We start from the raw sequence: 17208 nt of genomic DNA on the forward strand, positions 1-17208 counted from the left end.
TGCCACTTCAAGTGCGTTTGGCGAAAAACTGTTATGACCAAGGCGTGCAAATTGCTGGAATACGTTCACGTGCTGATGCGCGTGATGCTGGTCAGCGAACGGACCGGGCCGGAACATCAGCATGTGATCAAGTTCAACCCCTTGGATTTCCACACGCTTTCCATGTTGCGCACGGCGCCTAGCCTGCGGGCGTCAGATATGGCGGACGGGTTGGGGGTGGCCGCGACCACGGCCAGCAGCGTGATCGCGCGGCTGGTCAAGCGTGGCTATGTCGCGCGCACGCAGAACAAAACCGACCGCCGCGCCTATGATCTGACGCTCACGACGCAGGGCCGCCAGATCGCCGAGGCAATCCACAGCCAAGACATCCGCAACATGGAGCTGTTTCTGTCCGCTCTGTCAGGCGGTGATCAGGACAACCTGCTGGACCTGCTCGGGCAGGTCGCGGGCCGCGTCGAGGCGCTCGAGACGGACGGTGCGGCCGCTACTCGGACTTCGACTTAGCGGCCTTTTTCTTGGCAGCGGGTTTCTTGGCCGGTGCCTTCTTGCGCGTCGTTTTCTTTTTCGGCGCTTTCTCGGCGATCAGCTGCACGGCCATCTCCATGGTCACCGCCTCGGGTTCGGTGCCCTTGGGGATCGTGGCGTTGACCTTGCCCCACTTCACATAGGGCCCGTACTTGCCCTTCATCACATTGACTGGCCCGCCCTCATCGGGGTGCTCGCCAAGTTCGTGCAGCGGTTTGGCCGCTACGCCGCGGCCACCACGGCTCGCCACCTTTTCAGCGAGCAACTGAACCGCGCGGTTCATGCCCACGGTAAACACCTCCTCGATGCTTTCCAGATTGGCATTGGTGCCGCCGCGATCCGACGTCGATTCCGCGTGTTTCAGATAAGGCCCGTAGCGCCCGATATTCGACCAAACCATGATCCCGTCCTCGGGGTGGGGGCCGATCTGGCGCGGCAGGGACAACAGTCGCACGGCCTGTTCCAGATCCACTTCGGTGGGTGGCCACTCCTTGGGGATGGACTGGCGCGGTGGTTTCTTGTTGTCATCCGTCACTTCGCCGCGCTGGACATAGGGCCCGAACCGGCCCTTGAAGGCATAGATCTTGTCGCCTTCGTCCTCGCCCAGCAACTTGCCCTCTGGGGGAATGCCGCTGTCATCCTCCGCGCCGGGCGGGCCAAAGGCGCGGGTATAGCGGCACTCGGGATAGTTTGAACATCCGATGAACGCACCGCCCGACCGGGCCGTGCGCATCGACAGCCGGCCCGCGCCGCAATTGGGGCAGAGACGCGGATCGGTGCCGTCTTCGTTGGCCGGGAACAGGTGCGGCTCCAGCACCTCGTTGATCTTTTCCAGCACTTCCGTAATGCGCAATTCGGACGTCTCGGCGATGGCCGCGCTGAAATCCTGCCAGAACCGGCCCAGCACGTCCTTGTAGTCGCGGTCGCCCGCGCTCACGTCATCCAGCTCTTCTTCGAGGCTGGCGGTAAAATTGTACCCTACGTATTTGCGGAAATAATTCTCCAGAAACGCGATCACCAACCGCCCCTTGTCCTCGGGGATCAGGCGGTTGCGGTCCTTGCGTACATAGCCGCGGTCCTGGATCGTCGTCACGATGCTGGCATAGGTCGAGGGGCGCCCGATGCCCAGTTCTTCCATCCGCTTGACCAGCGTGGCCTCGGTATAGCGGGGGGGCGGCTGCGTGAAGTGCTGCTCGGGCGTGACCGAGCGCTTGTCGGCGGCATCGCCCTGGCTCAACTGCGGCAGGCGCTTGTCGTCATCGTCCACCACATCGTCATCGCGGCCTTCCTCGTAGACCCGCAGAAAGCCATCGAAAAGCACAACCTGACCGGTGGCGCGCAGGCCCACCTGGCCATCGTCGCTGCCGATCTCGACCGTGGTCCGTTCGAGGCGCGCGCCCTCCATCTGGCAGGCCAGCGTCCGTTTCCAGATCAGATCATAAAGCTTGCGCTGATCGTCATCCGTGATCTTCAGGCTGGCGGCATCGCGCGCCATGTCCGTGGGGCGGATGCACTCGTGTGCCTCTTGGGCGTTCTTGGCCTTGTTCTTGTACATGCGCGGCTGGGCCGGCACGTATTCGGCGCCATAGCGGTCCTTGATCGCGTCACGTGCCATGGTCACGGCCTCGGGCGCCATGTCGATCCCATCGGTCCGCATATAAGTAATATAGCCCGCCTCATAGAGACGCTGCGCGCTCGACATGGTCTGGCGTGCGCCCATGCCGAACTTGCGGCTGGCTTCCTGTTGCAGGGTCGAAGTCATGAACGGGGCAGATGGGTTGCGCGACGCCGGTTTCGCCTCAACCGACTGGACCTTCAGATCGCGGCTGGTGATGGCCTGCTGGGCCATCTCTGCCTGTGTCTGGTTCTCGAGGTCGTATTTCTCGAGCTTCTTTCCGGCAAGGTTGACCAGCCGCGCCTCGTATTCCTGTCCCCGCGGGGACGCCAGCAGGGCCTTGACCGACCAGTACTCGCGATTGCGGAACGCTTCGATCTCCATCTCGCGTTCGGTCAGGATGCGCAGACATACGGATTGCACCCGCCCGGCGGATTTCGCACCCGGCAGCTTGCGCCAAAGCACGGGCGACAGGTTGAACCCGACAAGGTAATCCAGCGCACGGCGCGCCAGATAGGCCTCGACCAGTGGCATGTCGACCTGGCGGGCATTCGCCATGGCTTCGGTCACGGCGGCCTTGGTGATGGCGTTGAAGGTGACGCGGCTGACTGGCGTGTCCTTCTTGATCGACTTGCGCTTGGTCAGCGCCTCTTGCAGGTGCCAGCTGATCGCCTCGCCCTCGCGGTCGGGGTCGGTTGCGAGGATCAGCGCGTTGTCTTCCTTGAGGGCGTCGGCGATGGCCTTGACGTGCTTTTTGCTGTCGCTGGCGACTTCCCAAAGCATGTCGAATTCGTTCTCGGGATCGACTGATCCGTCCTTGGGCGGCAGATCCCGGACGTGACCATAACTGGCCAGAACGGTATATTCGTCGCCCAGATATTTGTTGATTGTCTTGGCTTTAGCTGGGGATTCGACAACGACGACAGGCATTTAAGGGGCGTACCTCGAACGGGAAATGTGCGTGCTCTATGGCGGCGCAAGATGTGGGGTGCAAGCCCGGAATGTCAACTGGCGCGGACAGGGTGCGCCTAACTGGCGCGGGTCAGCAGGCCACCCGGGGCCCGATCGATCGCGCCGTCAAGCTCCAGTTCCACCAGCACGGGCGCGACTTTGGCGGTGGGTGCGCCGAGGTCACGGATAAGCTGGTCTTCGGCCACGGGGGACGGGCCAAGCCGCGACAGGATCTGTTGGTGCAGCTGCGCCATCGTGCGCAAATCGCGGGCCGGTTGCGGCGCAGGCTCGAGCGGCAGTTCGGGCGCGCGCGGCGCAATGGGGGCCAGCGCCTCAAGCACGTCATGGGCACTGCGCACCAGCGTGGCACCGTCACGGATCAACATGTTGCAGCCAGACGCACGCGCATCCATCGGGTGCCCCGGCACGGCCAGTACGTCGCGACCCAGATCCAGCGCGTCGCGTGCGGTGATCAGGCTGCCTGACTTGGCCGCAGCCTCGACCACGACGGTGGCCTGGGCAAGGCCGGAGATGATGCGGTTGCGCGCGGGAAAGTGCCGCGCCATCGGTTGCAGGCCCATAGGCTGTTCGCTGAGCCGGGCGCCCTGCTTGGCGATATTTTCCGCCAGTTCCGCGTTTTCGGCCGGATAGATCGTGTCGACCCCGCCCGCCTGCACGGCGACGGTGCCGGTCTCAAGCGCCGCGAGATGGGCGGCGGCATCAACACCGCGGGCAAGGCCCGATACCACGACATAGCCTGCGGCCCCCAGATCATGGGCCAGACGACGCGCCATACGGGTGCCGAGGGAGGATGCGTTGCGGGCGCCGACCATCGCAATTATCGGTCGTTGCAGGATGGCCGGATCGCCCAGCACCCACAGGAAAGGCGGCGCATCGGGCAGCGCGTCAAGCGCCGCAGGGTAGGCGGGCGTGCCTTGCGCGACAAGCGTGGCACCCGCGAGGCGGGCGGCTTTCAGCTCTGCATGGATGACGCCCTCGGGGCAGATTTCATAGCGCGCAACGCCGGCGGCGCGCGCTACCTCAGGTAGCGCGGCCAGCGCGTTTTGCGCGGTGCCGTGTTCAATCAGCAGTCGTTTATACGTTGAAATGCCGACCCGGCGGGATCGCAACAGACGAAGACGCAAGAACTGGTCATCTTCCGAGGTGGGTGGGAGTGGGGGGTGAGTGGAAGAAGGATGGGTATCCTTGTCAGTCATCCGCGGCTCCGTCCGTTGCTGGGAATGTTGTAGGTTTGGCAAGGTTAACAACGCATGAACGCTGACGCGCAAATTCGATTTAATGCCCGTCATGGTTGATTTCTCAAGGAAAAATTCGTTCGATTTTATCGAATTGGAACAAAAGCGAAACACGCCCGGCGGGCCGCGCCTCCTCATTTATAGCGAGGTTTGCACCGCCAACAGGGACAGCGGCGCAGAATCGGCTCCAGAATCAGGCGGCCGATCCGCCCACGGTAAGTCCGCCGATCATCAGTGTCGGCTGGCCGACACCGACGGGCACCCATTGCCCGGCCTTTCCGCAATTGCCCATGCCGGGGTCCAACGCCATGTCGTTGCCGATCGCGCGGATATGTTTCAGCGCCGTTGCCCCGTCGCCGATCAGCGTGGCGCCTTTGACCGGCGCACCCACCTTGCCGTTCTCGACACGGTAGGCCTCGGTGCAGCTGAACACGAATTTGCCATTGGTGATGTCGACCTGCCCGCCGCCAAAGCCCACCGCATAGATCCCGTCACGCAGATCCGCCACGATATCGCCTGGTGCTGTGTCACCGCCCAGCATGTAGGTGTTGGTCATGCGCGGCATCGGCGCATGGGCATAGCTCTGCCGCCGTCCGTTCCCGGTGGCGGGCACGCCCATCAGGCGCGCATTCTGGCGGTCCTGCATGTAACCCACCAGCACACCGTCCTCGATCAGGACGTTTTTTGCTGACGGTGTGCCTTCATCATCGACGGTGATCGATCCGCGCCGGTCGGGCAGGGTGCCATCGTCCAGCACGGTCACGCCGGGGGCTGCGATCTGCTGGCCCATCAACCCGGCAAAGGCCGAGCTGCCCTTGCGGTTGAAATCGCCCTCGAGCCCGTGGCCAATCGCCTCGTGCAGCAGGATACCTGGCCATCCGGGGCCTAGCACCACGTCCATCACACCCGCTGGTGCCGGCACCGCATCAAGGTTCACGACCGCCACGCGCAGCGCCTCGCGCGCCTTGGCCTGCCAGTCGGCGGGCAGGAGCAGACCATCAAGCCCAACGCGCCCTCCGCCACCCGCGGACCCGCTTTCGCGGCGGCCGTTCTGTTCGACGATGACCGATACGTTCAGGCGGGTCATGGGGCGGGTGTCACGCACGCTGTGCCCGTCCGGGCGCAGGATCTCGACCTCTTGCAGGGACGCGGCCAGCGAGGCCGACACCTGCACGACCCGCGAATCAAGGTCGCGGACAAAGGCGTCGATCTCCTTGAGCGTGTCGAGTTTTACCGGAAATGACGCACCGGCAATCGGATTGTCAGCCGTGTAGAGCCGCCGGTTCGTCGGCTGCGGCGCATCCGCCAGCGTCCCGCCACCGTCCCCCACCGCAAGGCGCGCGGTCTCGGACGCACGGCGCAGCGCGGCCTCAGAGATCTCGGTGGAATGGGCGTAGCCTGCGACCTCGCCGCGCACCGCGCGCAGGCCAAACCCCTGTGCCGCATCATAGCTGGCTGTCTTGAGCCGCCCATCGTCATAAACCAGTGCCTCGGACGTGCGCCGTTCGAAAAACAATTCGCCGTCATCCGCCCCGGCGGTGGCGGCGCGCAGGATGTCGAGGGCCGCGGCGCGGTCCACATCGGTGTCCAGCGGGGCAAAGGGGGTGTCGGTCATCGCATTCTCCTGACGGGGGGCGGGGTGAAGCGTCCGTTTGACGCGCCTGTAAACTCTTTATCTTGGAAGCAAGATATGATTGTAAGTCGCGACAATACAACGGGCGGGGATGCAGTGCGTGCATTGGCCCTCCGCGACAATGCAAGATCGATCCAACAAGATCAGGACGACCAGATGAAAAAGTTTCTCTCGATTTCGGGCGTGCTCGGCGCCTTTGGCGCAGCGCCTGCCTGGGCACAGGACGGTTTGGAAGTGATTGGCCGTCCCATCGACGCCGGCATCGGCTTTCAACCTGCCGCCACCGAAGTGGCGCGCCGCCTGCAATGGCTGGATGGCATGATCCTCGTCATCATCACGCTGATCACGCTGTTTGTCGTGGCGCTGCTGGCCTGGGTGGTGATCCGTTACAACGCCAAACGGAACCCCGAGCCTGCCAGCTTTACCCACCACACGCCCATCGAAATTGCCTGGACGGTGATTCCGATTGTCATCCTGGTCTTCATCGGTGCCTTCTCACTGCCGACGCTGTTCCACCAGCAGGAGATCCCGGAGGCGGACGTGACCATCAAAGCGACCGGCTATCAGTGGTTCTGGGGCTATGAATATGTCGACGAAGGGTTCGCATTCGACAGCTACATGATCGGTGCCCCGGCCACGGGCGGCAACAACGCCCTGACGCCGGAAACCGAAGAGGCGCTCGTCGCGGCAGGCTACAGTCGTGAAGATTTCCTGCTGGCCACCGACAATGCCGTCGTGATCCCCGTCAACAAGACCGTCGTGATCCAGGTCACCGGCGCGGACGTGATCCACGCCTGGACCATCCCTGCTTTCGGCGTGAAACAGGATGCCGTGCCGGGCCGCCTGGCCGAACTGTGGTTCGAGGCGGAGAAGGAGGGCATCTACTTTGGTCAGTGTTCCGAGCTGTGCGGCATCGCCCACGCCTACATGCCGATCACCGTCAAAGTGGTCAGCGAAGAGGCCTATGCCGAATGGCTGGCGGGCGCGCGTGAAGAGTTCGCGGGCACACCGCGCACCCTTCAGGTCGCCTCCAACTGAACCCTTTGAGGGCGGGGGCGACCCCGCCTGACGCCCGCGATAACGGACAACAGTGCACATGACCGACGTCAGCTATCAGAACCAGACCCACGAGGCCGAGGCGAGCCTGGGCGATTATTTCGCCTTGATGAAGCCGCGCGTGATGCAATTGGTTGTGTTCACGGCGTTGGTCGGCTTGCTGGCGGCCCCGGTATCGGTGCACCCGGTGATCGGCTTTGCCTCTATCCTGTTCATCGCCATCGGTGCGGGTGCGTCCGGCGCGTTGAACATGTGGTGGGACGCGGATATCGATGGCGTCATGCGCCGCACGGCCAAGCGGCCGATCCCTGCGGGCAAGGTCACTCCGGACGAGGCCAAGGTGCTTGGTTTTGCCCTGTCGGGCATGTCCGTGATGATGCTGGGCCTTGCGGCAAACCTGATGGCGGCCGCATTGCTCGCCTTCACCATCTTTTTCTACATCGTGATCTATTCCATGTGGCTCAAGCGCGCCACGCCGCAGAACATCGTGATCGGGGGTGCCGCCGGTGCCTTTCCGCCCGTCATTGGCTGGGTGGTCGCAACGGGCACAATGTCGATCGAGCCGTGGCTGATGTTCGCGCTGATCTTCATGTGGACTCCGCCGCATTTCTGGGCGTTGGCCCTGTTCATGAAGTCGGATTACGACGATGCGGGCGTGCCGATGCTGACCGTGACGCATGGGCGCAAGTCCACCCGCGTGCACATTCTGGTCTACACCGTCCTGCTGGTCGCTTTGGCCGTCGGCACGGCGTTCACCGCGATTGGCGGGCCCGTCTATCTTGCCGCCGCGCTGATCCTGAACGCGCTGTTCCTCAAGGGCGCCTATGACATCTGGCGGCGCGATGAGGCGCAGGCCGAGGCGGATGACTACAAGGTGGAAAAATCCTTCTTCCGCCTGTCGCTGTGGTACCTGTTCCTGCACTTCGGTGCGATCCTGGCAGAGGCGGTTCTGCCCGCAGCATGGGGGATCTGGGCATGACGATCAAAGCCGAACACGAACTGCACCAGCGCCGCAAGGGCCGCAATGTGGGCGTGGGCCTTATGCTGGCCGGTTTCGTCGTGCTGGTTCTGGCGCTGACATTCGTCAAGATCACCAGCGGTGATTTCGAATTGCCACGGGCGGAGGCCACACAATGACAAGATTGAGCGGACCGCAGAAAACAGTGGCCCAGACCGTGGGTTTGGTTGTCGTCATGGGCGGCCTCGCGTGGGCGTCGGTGCCCTTCTACGACTGGTTCTGCCGCGTCACCGGCTTTGGCGGCACCACCGGCGTCAGCGAAGTGGCCAGCGACGACATCCTGGACCAGACCATCAAAGTCCGCTTTGATGCGTCCCTCGAACGCAACATGCCGTGGCAATTCACGCCCACGGTCCGCGAGATGGAGTTGCGCATCGGCGAAACCGGGCTGGCCTTTTACGAGGCCTACAACCCGACCGACAAACCGGTCGCCGGATCGGCCAGCTACAACGTGGCCCCCTACGAGGCGGGCGGCTTCTTCTCCAAAATCGACTGCTTCTGCTTTGAAGAGCAGGTGCTGGCACCGGGCGAGCGTGTCCAGATGCCCGTGACCTTCTATGTCGACCCTGAAATCGTGACGGATCGCGATGCGCAATACGTGCACACGATCACGCTCAGCTACACTTTTTACCAAATTGACTTGCCCGAAGGATATGCTTCGTTAGAGCAGGCAACAGACACTAACCTGAACTGAGGGACGGACCATGGCCCACGCAAAAAATCACGACTACCACATTCTTGCGCCATCGACTTGGCCCCTGCTGGGTGCGCTTGCTGGCTTTTTCATGCTGTTCGGCGCCGTTGCGTGGATGTCCGGTGGCATGACCATCCTGTTCAAAACCGTCGAGCTAAGCGGCCCTTGGATGTTCCTGATGGGCTTTGTCGCGGTGCTTTACGTGATGTTCGGCTGGTGGGCTGACGTCGTCAGCGAAAGCCGGATCGGCGATCACACGCCGGTCGTGCGCATCGGCCTGCGCTATGGCTTCATCCTGTTCATCATGTCCGAGGTCATGTTCTTTGCCGCGTGGTTCTGGGCCTTCTTCAAAGACGGCATCTACCCGATGAGCGAATATGTCGGCACGACATATGTCCGCCCCGAGATCTACCACGTGGATGCCTTCCACCTGCCGCTGATCAACACGCTGATCCTGCTGCTGTCGGGCTGTGCCGTAACATGGGCGCACCACGCGCTGGTGCACGGCGGTGAGCGCAAGGACGTGATCAACGGTCTGGCCATTGCGGTTGTGCTGGGCGTGTTCTTTACGATCCTTCAGGGCTATGAATATTCCTATCTGCTCTACAAGGGCTGGGAGTTCGGCAATGACACGTTCTTCTCCGCCTTCTTCATGGCGACCGGGTTCCACGGCGCGCATGTGATCATCGGCACGATCTTCCTGTTCGTCTGCCTGCTGCGCGCGATGAAGGGGCACTTCTCTGCCGAGAAACACATCGGGTTCGAGGCCGCTGCCTGGTACTGGCACTTTGTGGACGTTGTCTGGCTGTTCCTCTTCTTTGCCGTCTACATCTGGGGCGTGGCACAAATGCCCGGCGCGCACTGATCGCGCAGGATCTCTCAAGGCTTCAAAGCGCGCGGGCCTGGCCTGCGCGCTTTTTCTTTTGCACAGGGTGAGGGCGCGATGCGGCTTTGGTTTCTTCTGATCGTCGGCGTGGCCGGGGTGGCGACGCTGTTGTCCCTTGGCAACTGGCAGGTGCAGCGGCTGGCCTGGAAACAGGACCTGCTGGCGCGCATCGAAACCGAGATCAGCGCCGCCCCCATCAGCCTGAAGGCGGCCACCACGCCCGCGTTCACCCGCTATGCCCCGGTCGAGATCACCGGGCAGTTCGGCACGGGCCATATCCGCATGCTGGCCTCGCGCAAGACGACCGGTGCCGTGCACCGCATCATCCGTCCCTTCGAGGCCGAGGGCTATGGCCGCATCCTCGTCGACACCGGCTGGGCGCCTGCCGCCCGCGCGGTGGACCCGGTCCCGCAAACGCCCGTCACGCTGACCGGCAACCTTGACGCCCCGAACGAGGCCGACAGCTACACGCCCGCCCCCGATATCGACGGCAACCTGTGGTTTGCCCGCGATGTGCCTGCCATGGCCGACACCCTGTCGACCGCGCCGATCATGGTCGTGCTGCGCGATGCGCCGGAAATGGACCTTGGCGTGACGCCTTGGCCCGTAGACACGGCTGGTATTTCCAACGATCACCTGCAATACGCCATCACATGGTTTTCGCTGGCCGCCATCTGGGGGGCCATGACCGCATATTTCCTGCTGCGCCATCGCCGCAGCCCGCGCTGAGAAAGACGACACATGCGCTATGTATCCACGCGGGGACAGGCCCCGGTGCTGACCTTCGAAGACACGATGCTGACCGGGCTCGCGCGGGACGGGGGGCTTTATGTGCCCGAGACGATCCCGCAGATTGACGCCGCCGACATCGCCGCGATGGAGGGCCAATCCTATGAGCAGATCGCCTATACGGTAATGCGCCCCTTTGTCGGCGACACGTTCACGGACGACGAATTCCGCGGCTGTATCGACCGCGCCTATGCCGGGTTCGGCCACGCCGCCCGCGCGCCGATGGTGCAGTTGGATCAGGGGCATTTCCTGCTTGAGCTGTTCCACGGACCGACGCTCGCCTTCAAAGACTTTGCAATGCAGCTGATTGGCCAGCTGTTCCAGACCGCGCTGGCCCGTCGTGGCGACCGTGTGACCATCGTGGGCGCGACGTCCGGCGACACCGGCTCTGCCGCGATCGAGGCGTTCCGGGGGCTGAGCAACGTGGATGTGTTCATCCTCTATCCCCATGGCCGCGTCAGCGAAGTGCAGCGCCGCCAGATGACCACCCCGGTCGAGGACAACGTACATGCGCTGGCGCTGGATGGCGACTTTGACGACTGCCAGGCGCGGCTCAAGGACATGTTCAACGACTTCGACTTCCGCGACGGCGTTGGGCTGGCGGGCGTGAACTCGATCAACTGGGCGCGCGTGCTGGCGCAGGTTGTCTACTATTTCTCCTCCGCCGTGGCGCTTGGTGCGCCTGCGCGGCAGGTCAGCTTTACCGTGCCCACGGGGAATTTCGGCGACATCTTTGCGGGGTACATCGCCAAGCGTATGGGCCTGCCCATCGACCGTCTGGTCGTGGCCACCAACCAGAACGACATTCTGCACCGCTGTCTGGCGGGGCAGGGGTATCACAAAGGCGACACGATCCCCTCGATCAGCCCGTCGATGGACATCCAGGTCAGCTCGAATTTCGAACGTGCGCTCTTTGATGCCTACGGGCGTGACGGCGGCGCGGTTGCGCAGCTGATGGACGAATTGAAATCGGGCGGCTTTGACGTCAGCCAGGGCGCGATGCAGGCCTTGCAGGAACACTATGCCTCGGGCCGCGTGTCCGAAGACGACACCAGCGCCCAGATCGCCGCGACCTTGGCCGCGACCACCGAACTGCTGTGCCCGCACTCTGCCGTGGGCGTGCATGTCGCCGAAGAGCAGCGCGTCGCAGGCACGCCGATGGTCACGCTGGCCACCGCGCATCCGGCGAAATTCCCGGCTGCGGTCGAGGCGGCCACGGGCGTGCATCCGCCCCTTCCCCCGCGCATGGCGGACCTGTATGAACGGCCCGAACGCCTGACACGGGTGCCCAACGACCTCGACGCCCTCAAGGCCCACATCATCGCGCACCGCGCCCAGTGAGACCGAATTGACCACACGCACACATCAACTGAGCAACGGCTTCCGTATCGTGACCGAAAACATGCCGGGGCTTGCCTCTGCCTCGATCGGGATCTGGGTGGGGGCCGGTGCCCGCCACGAGATGGCCGACCAGAACGGCATCGCGCATTTCCTCGAACATATGGCGTTCAAGGGAACGCAACGGCGCAGCGCGCTCGAGATTGCCGAGGCGATCGAGGACGTGGGCGGCTATATCAACGCCTATACCAGCCGCGAGGTGACGGCCTATTACGCCCGGGTGTTGCAGAACGATGTGCCGCTGGCGCTGGACGTGCTGGCCGATATCCTGCTGAACCCGGTCTTTGACCCCAGCGAGATCGAAACCGAACGCGGCGTGATCCTGCAAGAGATCGGGCAGGCGCTCGATACGCCGGACGATGTGATCTTTGACTGGTTGCAGGAACAGGCCTATCCTGAACAGCCCCTCGGGCGGACCATCCTTGGCCCCTCCGAACGGGTCTCGGCCTTTGGGCGCGAGGACCTGTCGCGGTTCATCAATCAGCATTACGGCCCGCACCAGATAATCCTGTCGGCGGCCGGTGCGGTGGATCACGACGCCATCGTGCGCCTGGCCGAAGAGCTGTTTGGCGATCTCGCCCCGCGCCCGCAACTTGTGGCCGATGTGGCGCGCTTCGCGGGCGGCGAGACGCGTCAGGTCAAGGCGCTGGAGCAGGCGCATTTCGCGCTGGCCTTTGAATCGCCCGGCTACCGCGATCCCGACATCTATACCGCGCAGATCTATGCCAGCGCGCTGGGCGGCGGCATGTCCAGCCGCCTGTTCCAGGAAATCCGCGAAAGCCGCGGCCTGTGCTATACGATCTTTGCCCAGGCCGGGGCCTATGCCGACACCGGCATGACGACGATCTATGCGGGCACCGCCGCCGACCAGATCGCGGATCTGGCCCACATCACCGTGGACGAGATGAAGCGCGCGGCCTCTGACATGTCCGAGGCCGAGGTCGAACGCGCCCGCGTCCAGATGAAGGCAGGGCTGCTTATGGGGCTCGAAAGCCCGTCGAACCGGGCCGAACGTCTGGCGCGGCTGGTCCAGATCTGGGACCGCGTGCCGCCGCTGGAGGAAACCGTGGCGATGATCGACGCGGTCACCGTCGCTGACGTGCAGGCCTTTGCCGAACATATCGCGGGTGCGGCACCCATGGCGATGGCGCTTTACGGCCCCATCGACCACGCGCCCAGCCGTGACGCCTTGCAGGAGCACCGCGCCGCCTGATGCTCTTGGCCAAACGGAAATTGCGGATCGAAACCGAGCGCATGACCCTGCGCCCGCCGACGCATTCGGATTTTCGCGACTGGGCCGCCCTGCGCAGCGCCAGCATGGATCATCTCACCCCGTGGGAGCCGAGCTGGGCCACCGATCACCTGACGCGCAAGGCCTTTACCAACCGTGTCTACTGGGCGCAGCGCTCCGTGGGCTCGGGGTCGGCGCTGCCTCTGTTCCTGATCCGCCGCAAGGACGAGGCGCTGATGGGGGCGATCACGCTGGACAACATCCGGCGCGGGCCCGCACAGGCGGGTACGCTCGGCTATTGGACGGGCGAGGCCTACGCGCGTCAGGGCTATATGCGCGAGGCGATCCTGTCGGTTGTGCATTTCGCCTTTACGCGGCTGGACCTCAGCCGGATCGAAGCGGCCTGCCTGCCGGAAAACGTGGCCTCGCGCGGGCTGCTGGAGACCTGCGGGTTCAAGTACGAAGGCGTTGCGCAGAGCTATTTGCAGATTGATGGCCGCTGGCGGACGCACGTTCTTTATGCAGCATTGCGCATGGATCGGCGCGGGCGCACCGACGCGGGCTGAATTCGCGGTTTCGTGTTTCTGGATTTTTGCGGGCGCGTGCTATCATCTCTTGCATGCGAATGTTCTTTGCCTGCCTTGCCCTGATCGCGGCGCCGCTGACCGCCGCGGCGCAGTCCCGAACGCCCAGCCACTGCATTGCCCTTGCCGCGGATATCGACGGCGCGCAGTACGTGCACCGGGCCAGCTTTGACGTCACCGTGCCGGACGAGACGGTGCGCATCCACTACGTGGCACATGCGTCCTTTCTTCTGAGCACGGCGGGCGGGCTCAACATGGTAACGGATTTTACCGGGTTTCTCGGCGGGTCGGACATGATCCCTGACGTGGTGACGATGAACCATGCCCATGGCACCCACTGGACGGCCAATCCGGACCCGGCCATCCCGCACGTGCTGCCCGGCTGGGGTGAGTTCGGCGAGGGCATCGATCACCGGCTCGAACTGGGCGAGGTGCTGGTGCGCAATGTGTCCACCGACATCCGGTCGCAGTGGTCGGGCACCGAGAAAAACGGCAATTCCATCTTTATCTTCGAGGTTGCGGGCCTCTGCATCGGCCATCTGGGGCACCTGCACCACGAACCCAATGCCGAGCAATACGCAGCCATCGGACGGCTGGATGTGGTGATGGCGGCGGTGGATGGCGGATCAACGGTCGATCTGCCGACGATGATCCGCATCCTGCAACGGCTGCGGTCGTCCATCGTGATCCCGATGCACTGGTTCGGGGAATACACGCTGGACCTGTTCCTGACAGGTATGCGCGACGACTTTGCCATTGTCGATGTGCAGGGGCCGTCGCTGGATGTGTCGCTGGACCGCTTGCCGGGCCGTCCGACGATCATGGTGCTGCGGCCCCGGTACCTGATCGACAATGGGGACGACTGACTGGCCATTGCTGTGCGGCGCGGTTTGGTGGCAAAAGGGGCAAATGTTCCAAAGGATGTGACGGCTTCCCCGTGTTGAATTCCCTGACCCCCGCGCGTGCAGATGCGTTGCGCGCCACCCTGCCTGCGGACCGCTTTGACGCGCCGCAAACCCACCATCTTGAGGAACCGCGTGGCCGCTATGCCGGGCAGGCGGGGCTGATCGCCTATCCGCGCAGCACGGAAGAGGTGGCCGCGCTGGTGCGCGCGGCGGCGTCGGCGCGTGTGCCGGTGGTGCCCTATGGCGGTGGCACCGGGCTGGTGGGCGGGCAGGTGGCACCCGACGGACCGGTGCCGCTGGTCTTGTCGCTGTCGCGGATGACGGCGATCCGCGCGGTCCATCCAGAGGAAAATGTGATGGTGGCCGAGGCGGGCGCCATTCTGGCGGATGTGCAGGCCGCGGCAGAGGCGGCGGGCCGCCTGTTCCCGCTGTCGCTGGCCGCCGAAGGGTCCGCGCGCATCGGCGGGAATCTTTCGACCAACGCAGGTGGCACGGGCGTGCTGCGCTATGGCAATGCGCGGGATCTGTGTCTGGGGATTGAGGCGGTGCTGCCCTCCGGCGAGGTGCTGCACGGGCTGCGGCGGCTGCGCAAGGACAATACGGGCTATGATCTGCGCCATCTGTTGATCGGGGCCGAGGGCACGCTGGGCGTGATCACGGCGGCGTCGCTCAAGCTTTTTGCGCGGCCTGCATCCGTGGGCACGGCGCTCTTTCAGGTGGCCTCGCCCGCCGCGGCGCTGTCGCTGTTGTCATTGGCGCGCGATCAGGTGGGCGAGGGGGTCAGCGCCTTTGAACTGATCGGCCGGCAGGGCTTTGATTTCCTCGCCGAAACCGTGCCCGAGATCCGCAACCCGTGGGACCAGACGCCGGACTGGTGCGTGCTGGTGGAACTGGGCCTTTCCGCTGCGGCATCGCCGTCGGACGCGCTCGAGGCGCTCTTTGCCGCCGGGGTCGAAGCCGGGTTGATGGAGGACGGCATGATCGCGCAGAACGAGGCACAGCGCGCGGCCTTCTGGGCCATCCGAGAGACCATCCCCGAGGCCAACCGCCGGGTCGGTTCCATCAGTTCCCATGACATCTCGGTGCCCCTCGGCGCGCTGGCCGATTTCATCGCCGAAGGGGGCCGCCGGATTGCCACGCTGGGCACGTTCCGCATCAATTGCTTTGGGCATGTGGGCGACGGTAATCTACATTACAACGTCTTTCCAATGCCCGGAAAAACGCGCGCCGATCACATGGCCGAACGGGACGAGATCAAGCGCATCGTCCATGATCTGGTGCACGAGATGGACGGGTCGGTAAGTGCCGAACACGGTGTGGGGCGGCTCAAGGTCGGGGATCTGGAACGCTATGCCGATCCGGCGAAACTGGCGGCGATGCGGAGCATCAAGGCGGCCCTTGATCCGCTGGGCATCATGAACCCCGGTGCCGTGCTGCGCGGCTGAAGCCGCAACGCGCAGGTCAACAAAACCTGTTGGCTTGCGCGCGATATTGGGCCAACCTTCCCGCCATAGATGAAACGCCCATTTGCGAACGGATGCCCCTTTGAAATCCCGGGTCAAACCCAAACGATCGACCGCACCGGATGCGCCAGTGTTCGACCTTGTCGGGTTCTTTGCCAAAATCCTGGGCTCGCTCGCGGCCGTCGCCCTGATCCTTATTCTGGTGGATCAAAGCCGGTATGTCCTGGACCCCGATTACAAGACCACGCAGAAACTCAAACACAGCTTTGCCTGCTTCCAGCACACGCGCACCATCGATGTACCCGATGGCGCCGACGCCATCAGTATCGAAAGCGTGCGGACGGAACGTGCAGTGTATCAGTTGATGGACGAGGCCCGGCAGGAAATGCTGCCAACGGATTTCTGGGGCAAGCTCCGGCTGTTTGCCCTGTGTTCGAACTTTTCCAAGGTCGGGTTCAGCGGGTTCGAAGTGTCCGGCCAGGCATCGCAAGCCCGGTCGGTGCAGCGCATCGATTCAGGTAAGGCGGACACGATGATCTCGCGTGTGCGCGAATGGGCGCGCCTGTTCCCGGCGATCGAAAAAGATACAGCCAGGAAACTCACCTGCGAGCTGGCACGGCTCAAGGAAATTTCTGTCTATCTCAATACACCCTGCGAAAGCGATGGCGGTCTGGTGGAGCGCCAAAGCCCTGATGTCCCGACACCTGCGCCAACAGCTTTGGCGCAATGTGCGGTGGACGCGACAAAGGGTATTTGCGTACAGCCCTCTGCGGGCGATGGACCATGTGTGTGCACGTCGCAACCCGAACAAGCCGACCCGCCCACTGAACCTGAAGCATGGAAAGACCGGTGGCTCCTGGTCACGGGTGCCGACCAGACCTATGCCGCAGCGGTCGATCAGATCAACGCGGTGAAAAAGGCCCTGACCAACGCAGGCATCCCCGCCAGCACATACTCGGTCGAGCTTCGCTTGATCCGGTCATGGAAACGCACGGTGGCTGTCTTTGCATCCGAGGGCGCGGCGGACGCTGCCTTGTCCCGCGCGCGTACGCAGCTGCCCTATGGGGGATATGTGCGCAATCAGGGGGCGTGGTGCCCGGCCTATTCACCCGAGACACCGCCAGCGGCAACCAAAGCAATCGCGGATGAAGGCGTCACGGATTTTGACACGCCCGTGCGGCAATGCGTTTTGTCCGAGCAGTGA

The 17208-nt window shown here is 63.7% G+C and carries 16 protein-coding genes; 13 read left to right on the plus strand and 3 right to left on the minus strand.

All coding sequences use genetic code 11. From position 1 onward, the window contains the following. Positions 1-51: 51 nt before the first annotated feature. Positions 52-504 (plus strand): MarR family transcriptional regulator, encoded by a 453-nt coding sequence (locus tag Q0949_RS05225; RefSeq protein WP_299369275.1) that lies wholly within the window; start codon positions 52-54, stop codon positions 502-504. Here the strand turns inward: Q0949_RS05225 and topA are convergent. The 3 genes from topA to tldD form a co-directional block, all read right to left on the minus strand. Further along, entirely contained in the window at positions 485-3070 is a 2586-nt protein-coding gene (gene topA, locus Q0949_RS05230; RefSeq protein ID WP_299369277.1) for a type I DNA topoisomerase, read from the minus strand. The two genes, Q0949_RS05225 and topA, sit on opposite strands and share 20 nt — an antisense overlap. A gap of 98 nt (positions 3071-3168) precedes the next feature. Beyond that, entirely contained in the window at positions 3169-4308 is a 1140-nt protein-coding gene (gene dprA / locus Q0949_RS05235; protein ID WP_299369279.1) for a DNA-processing protein DprA, read from the minus strand. Between the two features lie 232 nt (positions 4309-4540). Next, a complete protein-coding gene (gene tldD, locus Q0949_RS05240; protein ID WP_299369281.1) occupies positions 4541-5962 on the minus strand; it encodes a metalloprotease TldD in 1422 nt (473 codons plus the stop codon). Between the two features lie 174 nt (positions 5963-6136). Between tldD and coxB the strand changes: the two genes are divergently transcribed. The 12 genes from coxB to Q0949_RS05300 all read left to right on the plus strand — a co-directional run bounded on the left by coxB (position 6137) and on the right by Q0949_RS05300 (position 17208). Beyond that, complete coding sequence (gene coxB / locus Q0949_RS05245) at positions 6137-7018, plus strand: cytochrome c oxidase subunit II (protein ID WP_299369283.1); 882 nt, start codon at positions 6137-6139, stop codon at positions 7016-7018. A 58-nt stretch (positions 7019-7076) separates the two neighbouring features. Continuing rightward, a complete protein-coding gene (locus Q0949_RS05250; RefSeq protein WP_299369285.1) occupies positions 7077-8015 on the plus strand; it encodes a heme o synthase in 939 nt (312 codons plus the stop codon). Further along, positions 8012-8173, plus strand: a complete 162-nt coding sequence (locus tag Q0949_RS05255; RefSeq protein WP_299369287.1) for a cytochrome C oxidase assembly protein — start codon at positions 8012-8014, stop codon at positions 8171-8173. The genes Q0949_RS05250 and Q0949_RS05255 overlap by 4 nt, the downstream gene beginning before the upstream one ends. Beyond that, positions 8170-8748, plus strand: coding sequence for a cytochrome c oxidase assembly protein (locus tag Q0949_RS05260; protein ID WP_299369289.1), 579 nt, complete (start codon positions 8170-8172; stop codon positions 8746-8748). The genes Q0949_RS05255 and Q0949_RS05260 overlap by 4 nt, the downstream gene beginning before the upstream one ends. 10 nt (positions 8749-8758) lie before the next feature. After that, the gene (locus Q0949_RS05265) at positions 8759-9613 is read left to right on the plus strand and encodes a cytochrome c oxidase subunit 3 (RefSeq protein WP_299369291.1); all 855 of its coding nucleotides are present in this window, start codon (positions 8759-8761) and stop codon (positions 9611-9613) included. Between the two features lie 78 nt (positions 9614-9691). Continuing rightward, complete coding sequence (locus Q0949_RS05270; RefSeq protein ID WP_299369293.1) at positions 9692-10363, plus strand: SURF1 family protein; 672 nt, start codon at positions 9692-9694, stop codon at positions 10361-10363. 12 nt (positions 10364-10375) lie between these two features. Beyond that, positions 10376-11764, plus strand: a complete 1389-nt coding sequence (gene thrC, locus Q0949_RS05275; RefSeq protein ID WP_299369295.1) for a threonine synthase — start codon at positions 10376-10378, stop codon at positions 11762-11764. Positions 11765-11771: 7 nt separating this feature from the next. Next, entirely contained in the window at positions 11772-13034 is a 1263-nt protein-coding gene (locus Q0949_RS05280; RefSeq protein ID WP_299369297.1) for a pitrilysin family protein, read from the plus strand. Continuing rightward, positions 13034-13618, plus strand: a complete 585-nt coding sequence (locus Q0949_RS05285) for a GNAT family protein (RefSeq protein WP_299369299.1) — start codon at positions 13034-13036, stop codon at positions 13616-13618. Before Q0949_RS05280 ends, Q0949_RS05285 begins: the two co-directional genes overlap by 1 nt. Before the next feature lie 59 nt (positions 13619-13677). Further along, positions 13678-14502 carry an MBL fold metallo-hydrolase gene (locus tag Q0949_RS05290; RefSeq protein WP_299369511.1) on the plus strand — a complete coding sequence of 275 codons (825 nt, stop codon included), beginning with the start codon at positions 13678-13680 and terminating at the stop codon, positions 14500-14502. A 107-nt stretch (positions 14503-14609) separates the two neighbouring features. After that, entirely contained in the window at positions 14610-15986 is a 1377-nt protein-coding gene (locus Q0949_RS05295; RefSeq protein WP_299369513.1) for an FAD-binding oxidoreductase, read from the plus strand. A gap of 148 nt (positions 15987-16134) precedes the next feature. After that, a complete protein-coding gene (locus tag Q0949_RS05300; protein ID WP_299369301.1) occupies positions 16135-17208 on the plus strand; it encodes a hypothetical protein in 1074 nt (357 codons plus the stop codon).

It is taken from the genome of uncultured Tateyamaria sp. (genome assembly GCF_947487805.1).
In the GTDB taxonomy this organism is placed as follows: domain Bacteria; phylum Pseudomonadota; class Alphaproteobacteria; order Rhodobacterales; family Rhodobacteraceae; genus Tateyamaria.

Coding starts and splice junctions, on each gene's coding strand:
- topA (WP_299369277.1), bottom strand. CDS start 3,070: ATGCCTGTCGTCGTTGTCGAATCCCCAGCTAAAGCCAAGACAATCAAC.
- dprA (WP_299369279.1), bottom strand. CDS start 4,308: ATGACTGACAAGGATACCCATCCTTCTTCCACTCACCCCCCACTCCCA.
- tldD (WP_299369281.1), bottom strand. CDS start 5,962: ATGACCGACACCCCCTTTGCCCCGCTGGACACCGATGTGGACCGCGCC.
- coxB (WP_299369283.1), top strand. CDS start 6,137: ATGAAAAAGTTTCTCTCGATTTCGGGCGTGCTCGGCGCCTTTGGCGCA.
- Q0949_RS05250 (WP_299369285.1), top strand. CDS start 7,077: ATGACCGACGTCAGCTATCAGAACCAGACCCACGAGGCCGAGGCGAGC.
- Q0949_RS05255 (WP_299369287.1), top strand. CDS start 8,012: ATGACGATCAAAGCCGAACACGAACTGCACCAGCGCCGCAAGGGCCGC.
- Q0949_RS05260 (WP_299369289.1), top strand. CDS start 8,170: ATGACAAGATTGAGCGGACCGCAGAAAACAGTGGCCCAGACCGTGGGT.
- Q0949_RS05265 (WP_299369291.1), top strand. CDS start 8,759: ATGGCCCACGCAAAAAATCACGACTACCACATTCTTGCGCCATCGACT.
- Q0949_RS05270 (WP_299369293.1), top strand. CDS start 9,692: ATGCGGCTTTGGTTTCTTCTGATCGTCGGCGTGGCCGGGGTGGCGACG.
- thrC (WP_299369295.1), top strand. CDS start 10,376: ATGCGCTATGTATCCACGCGGGGACAGGCCCCGGTGCTGACCTTCGAA.
- Q0949_RS05285 (WP_299369299.1), top strand. CDS start 13,034: ATGCTCTTGGCCAAACGGAAATTGCGGATCGAAACCGAGCGCATGACC.
- Q0949_RS05290 (WP_299369511.1), top strand. CDS start 13,678: ATGTTCTTTGCCTGCCTTGCCCTGATCGCGGCGCCGCTGACCGCCGCG.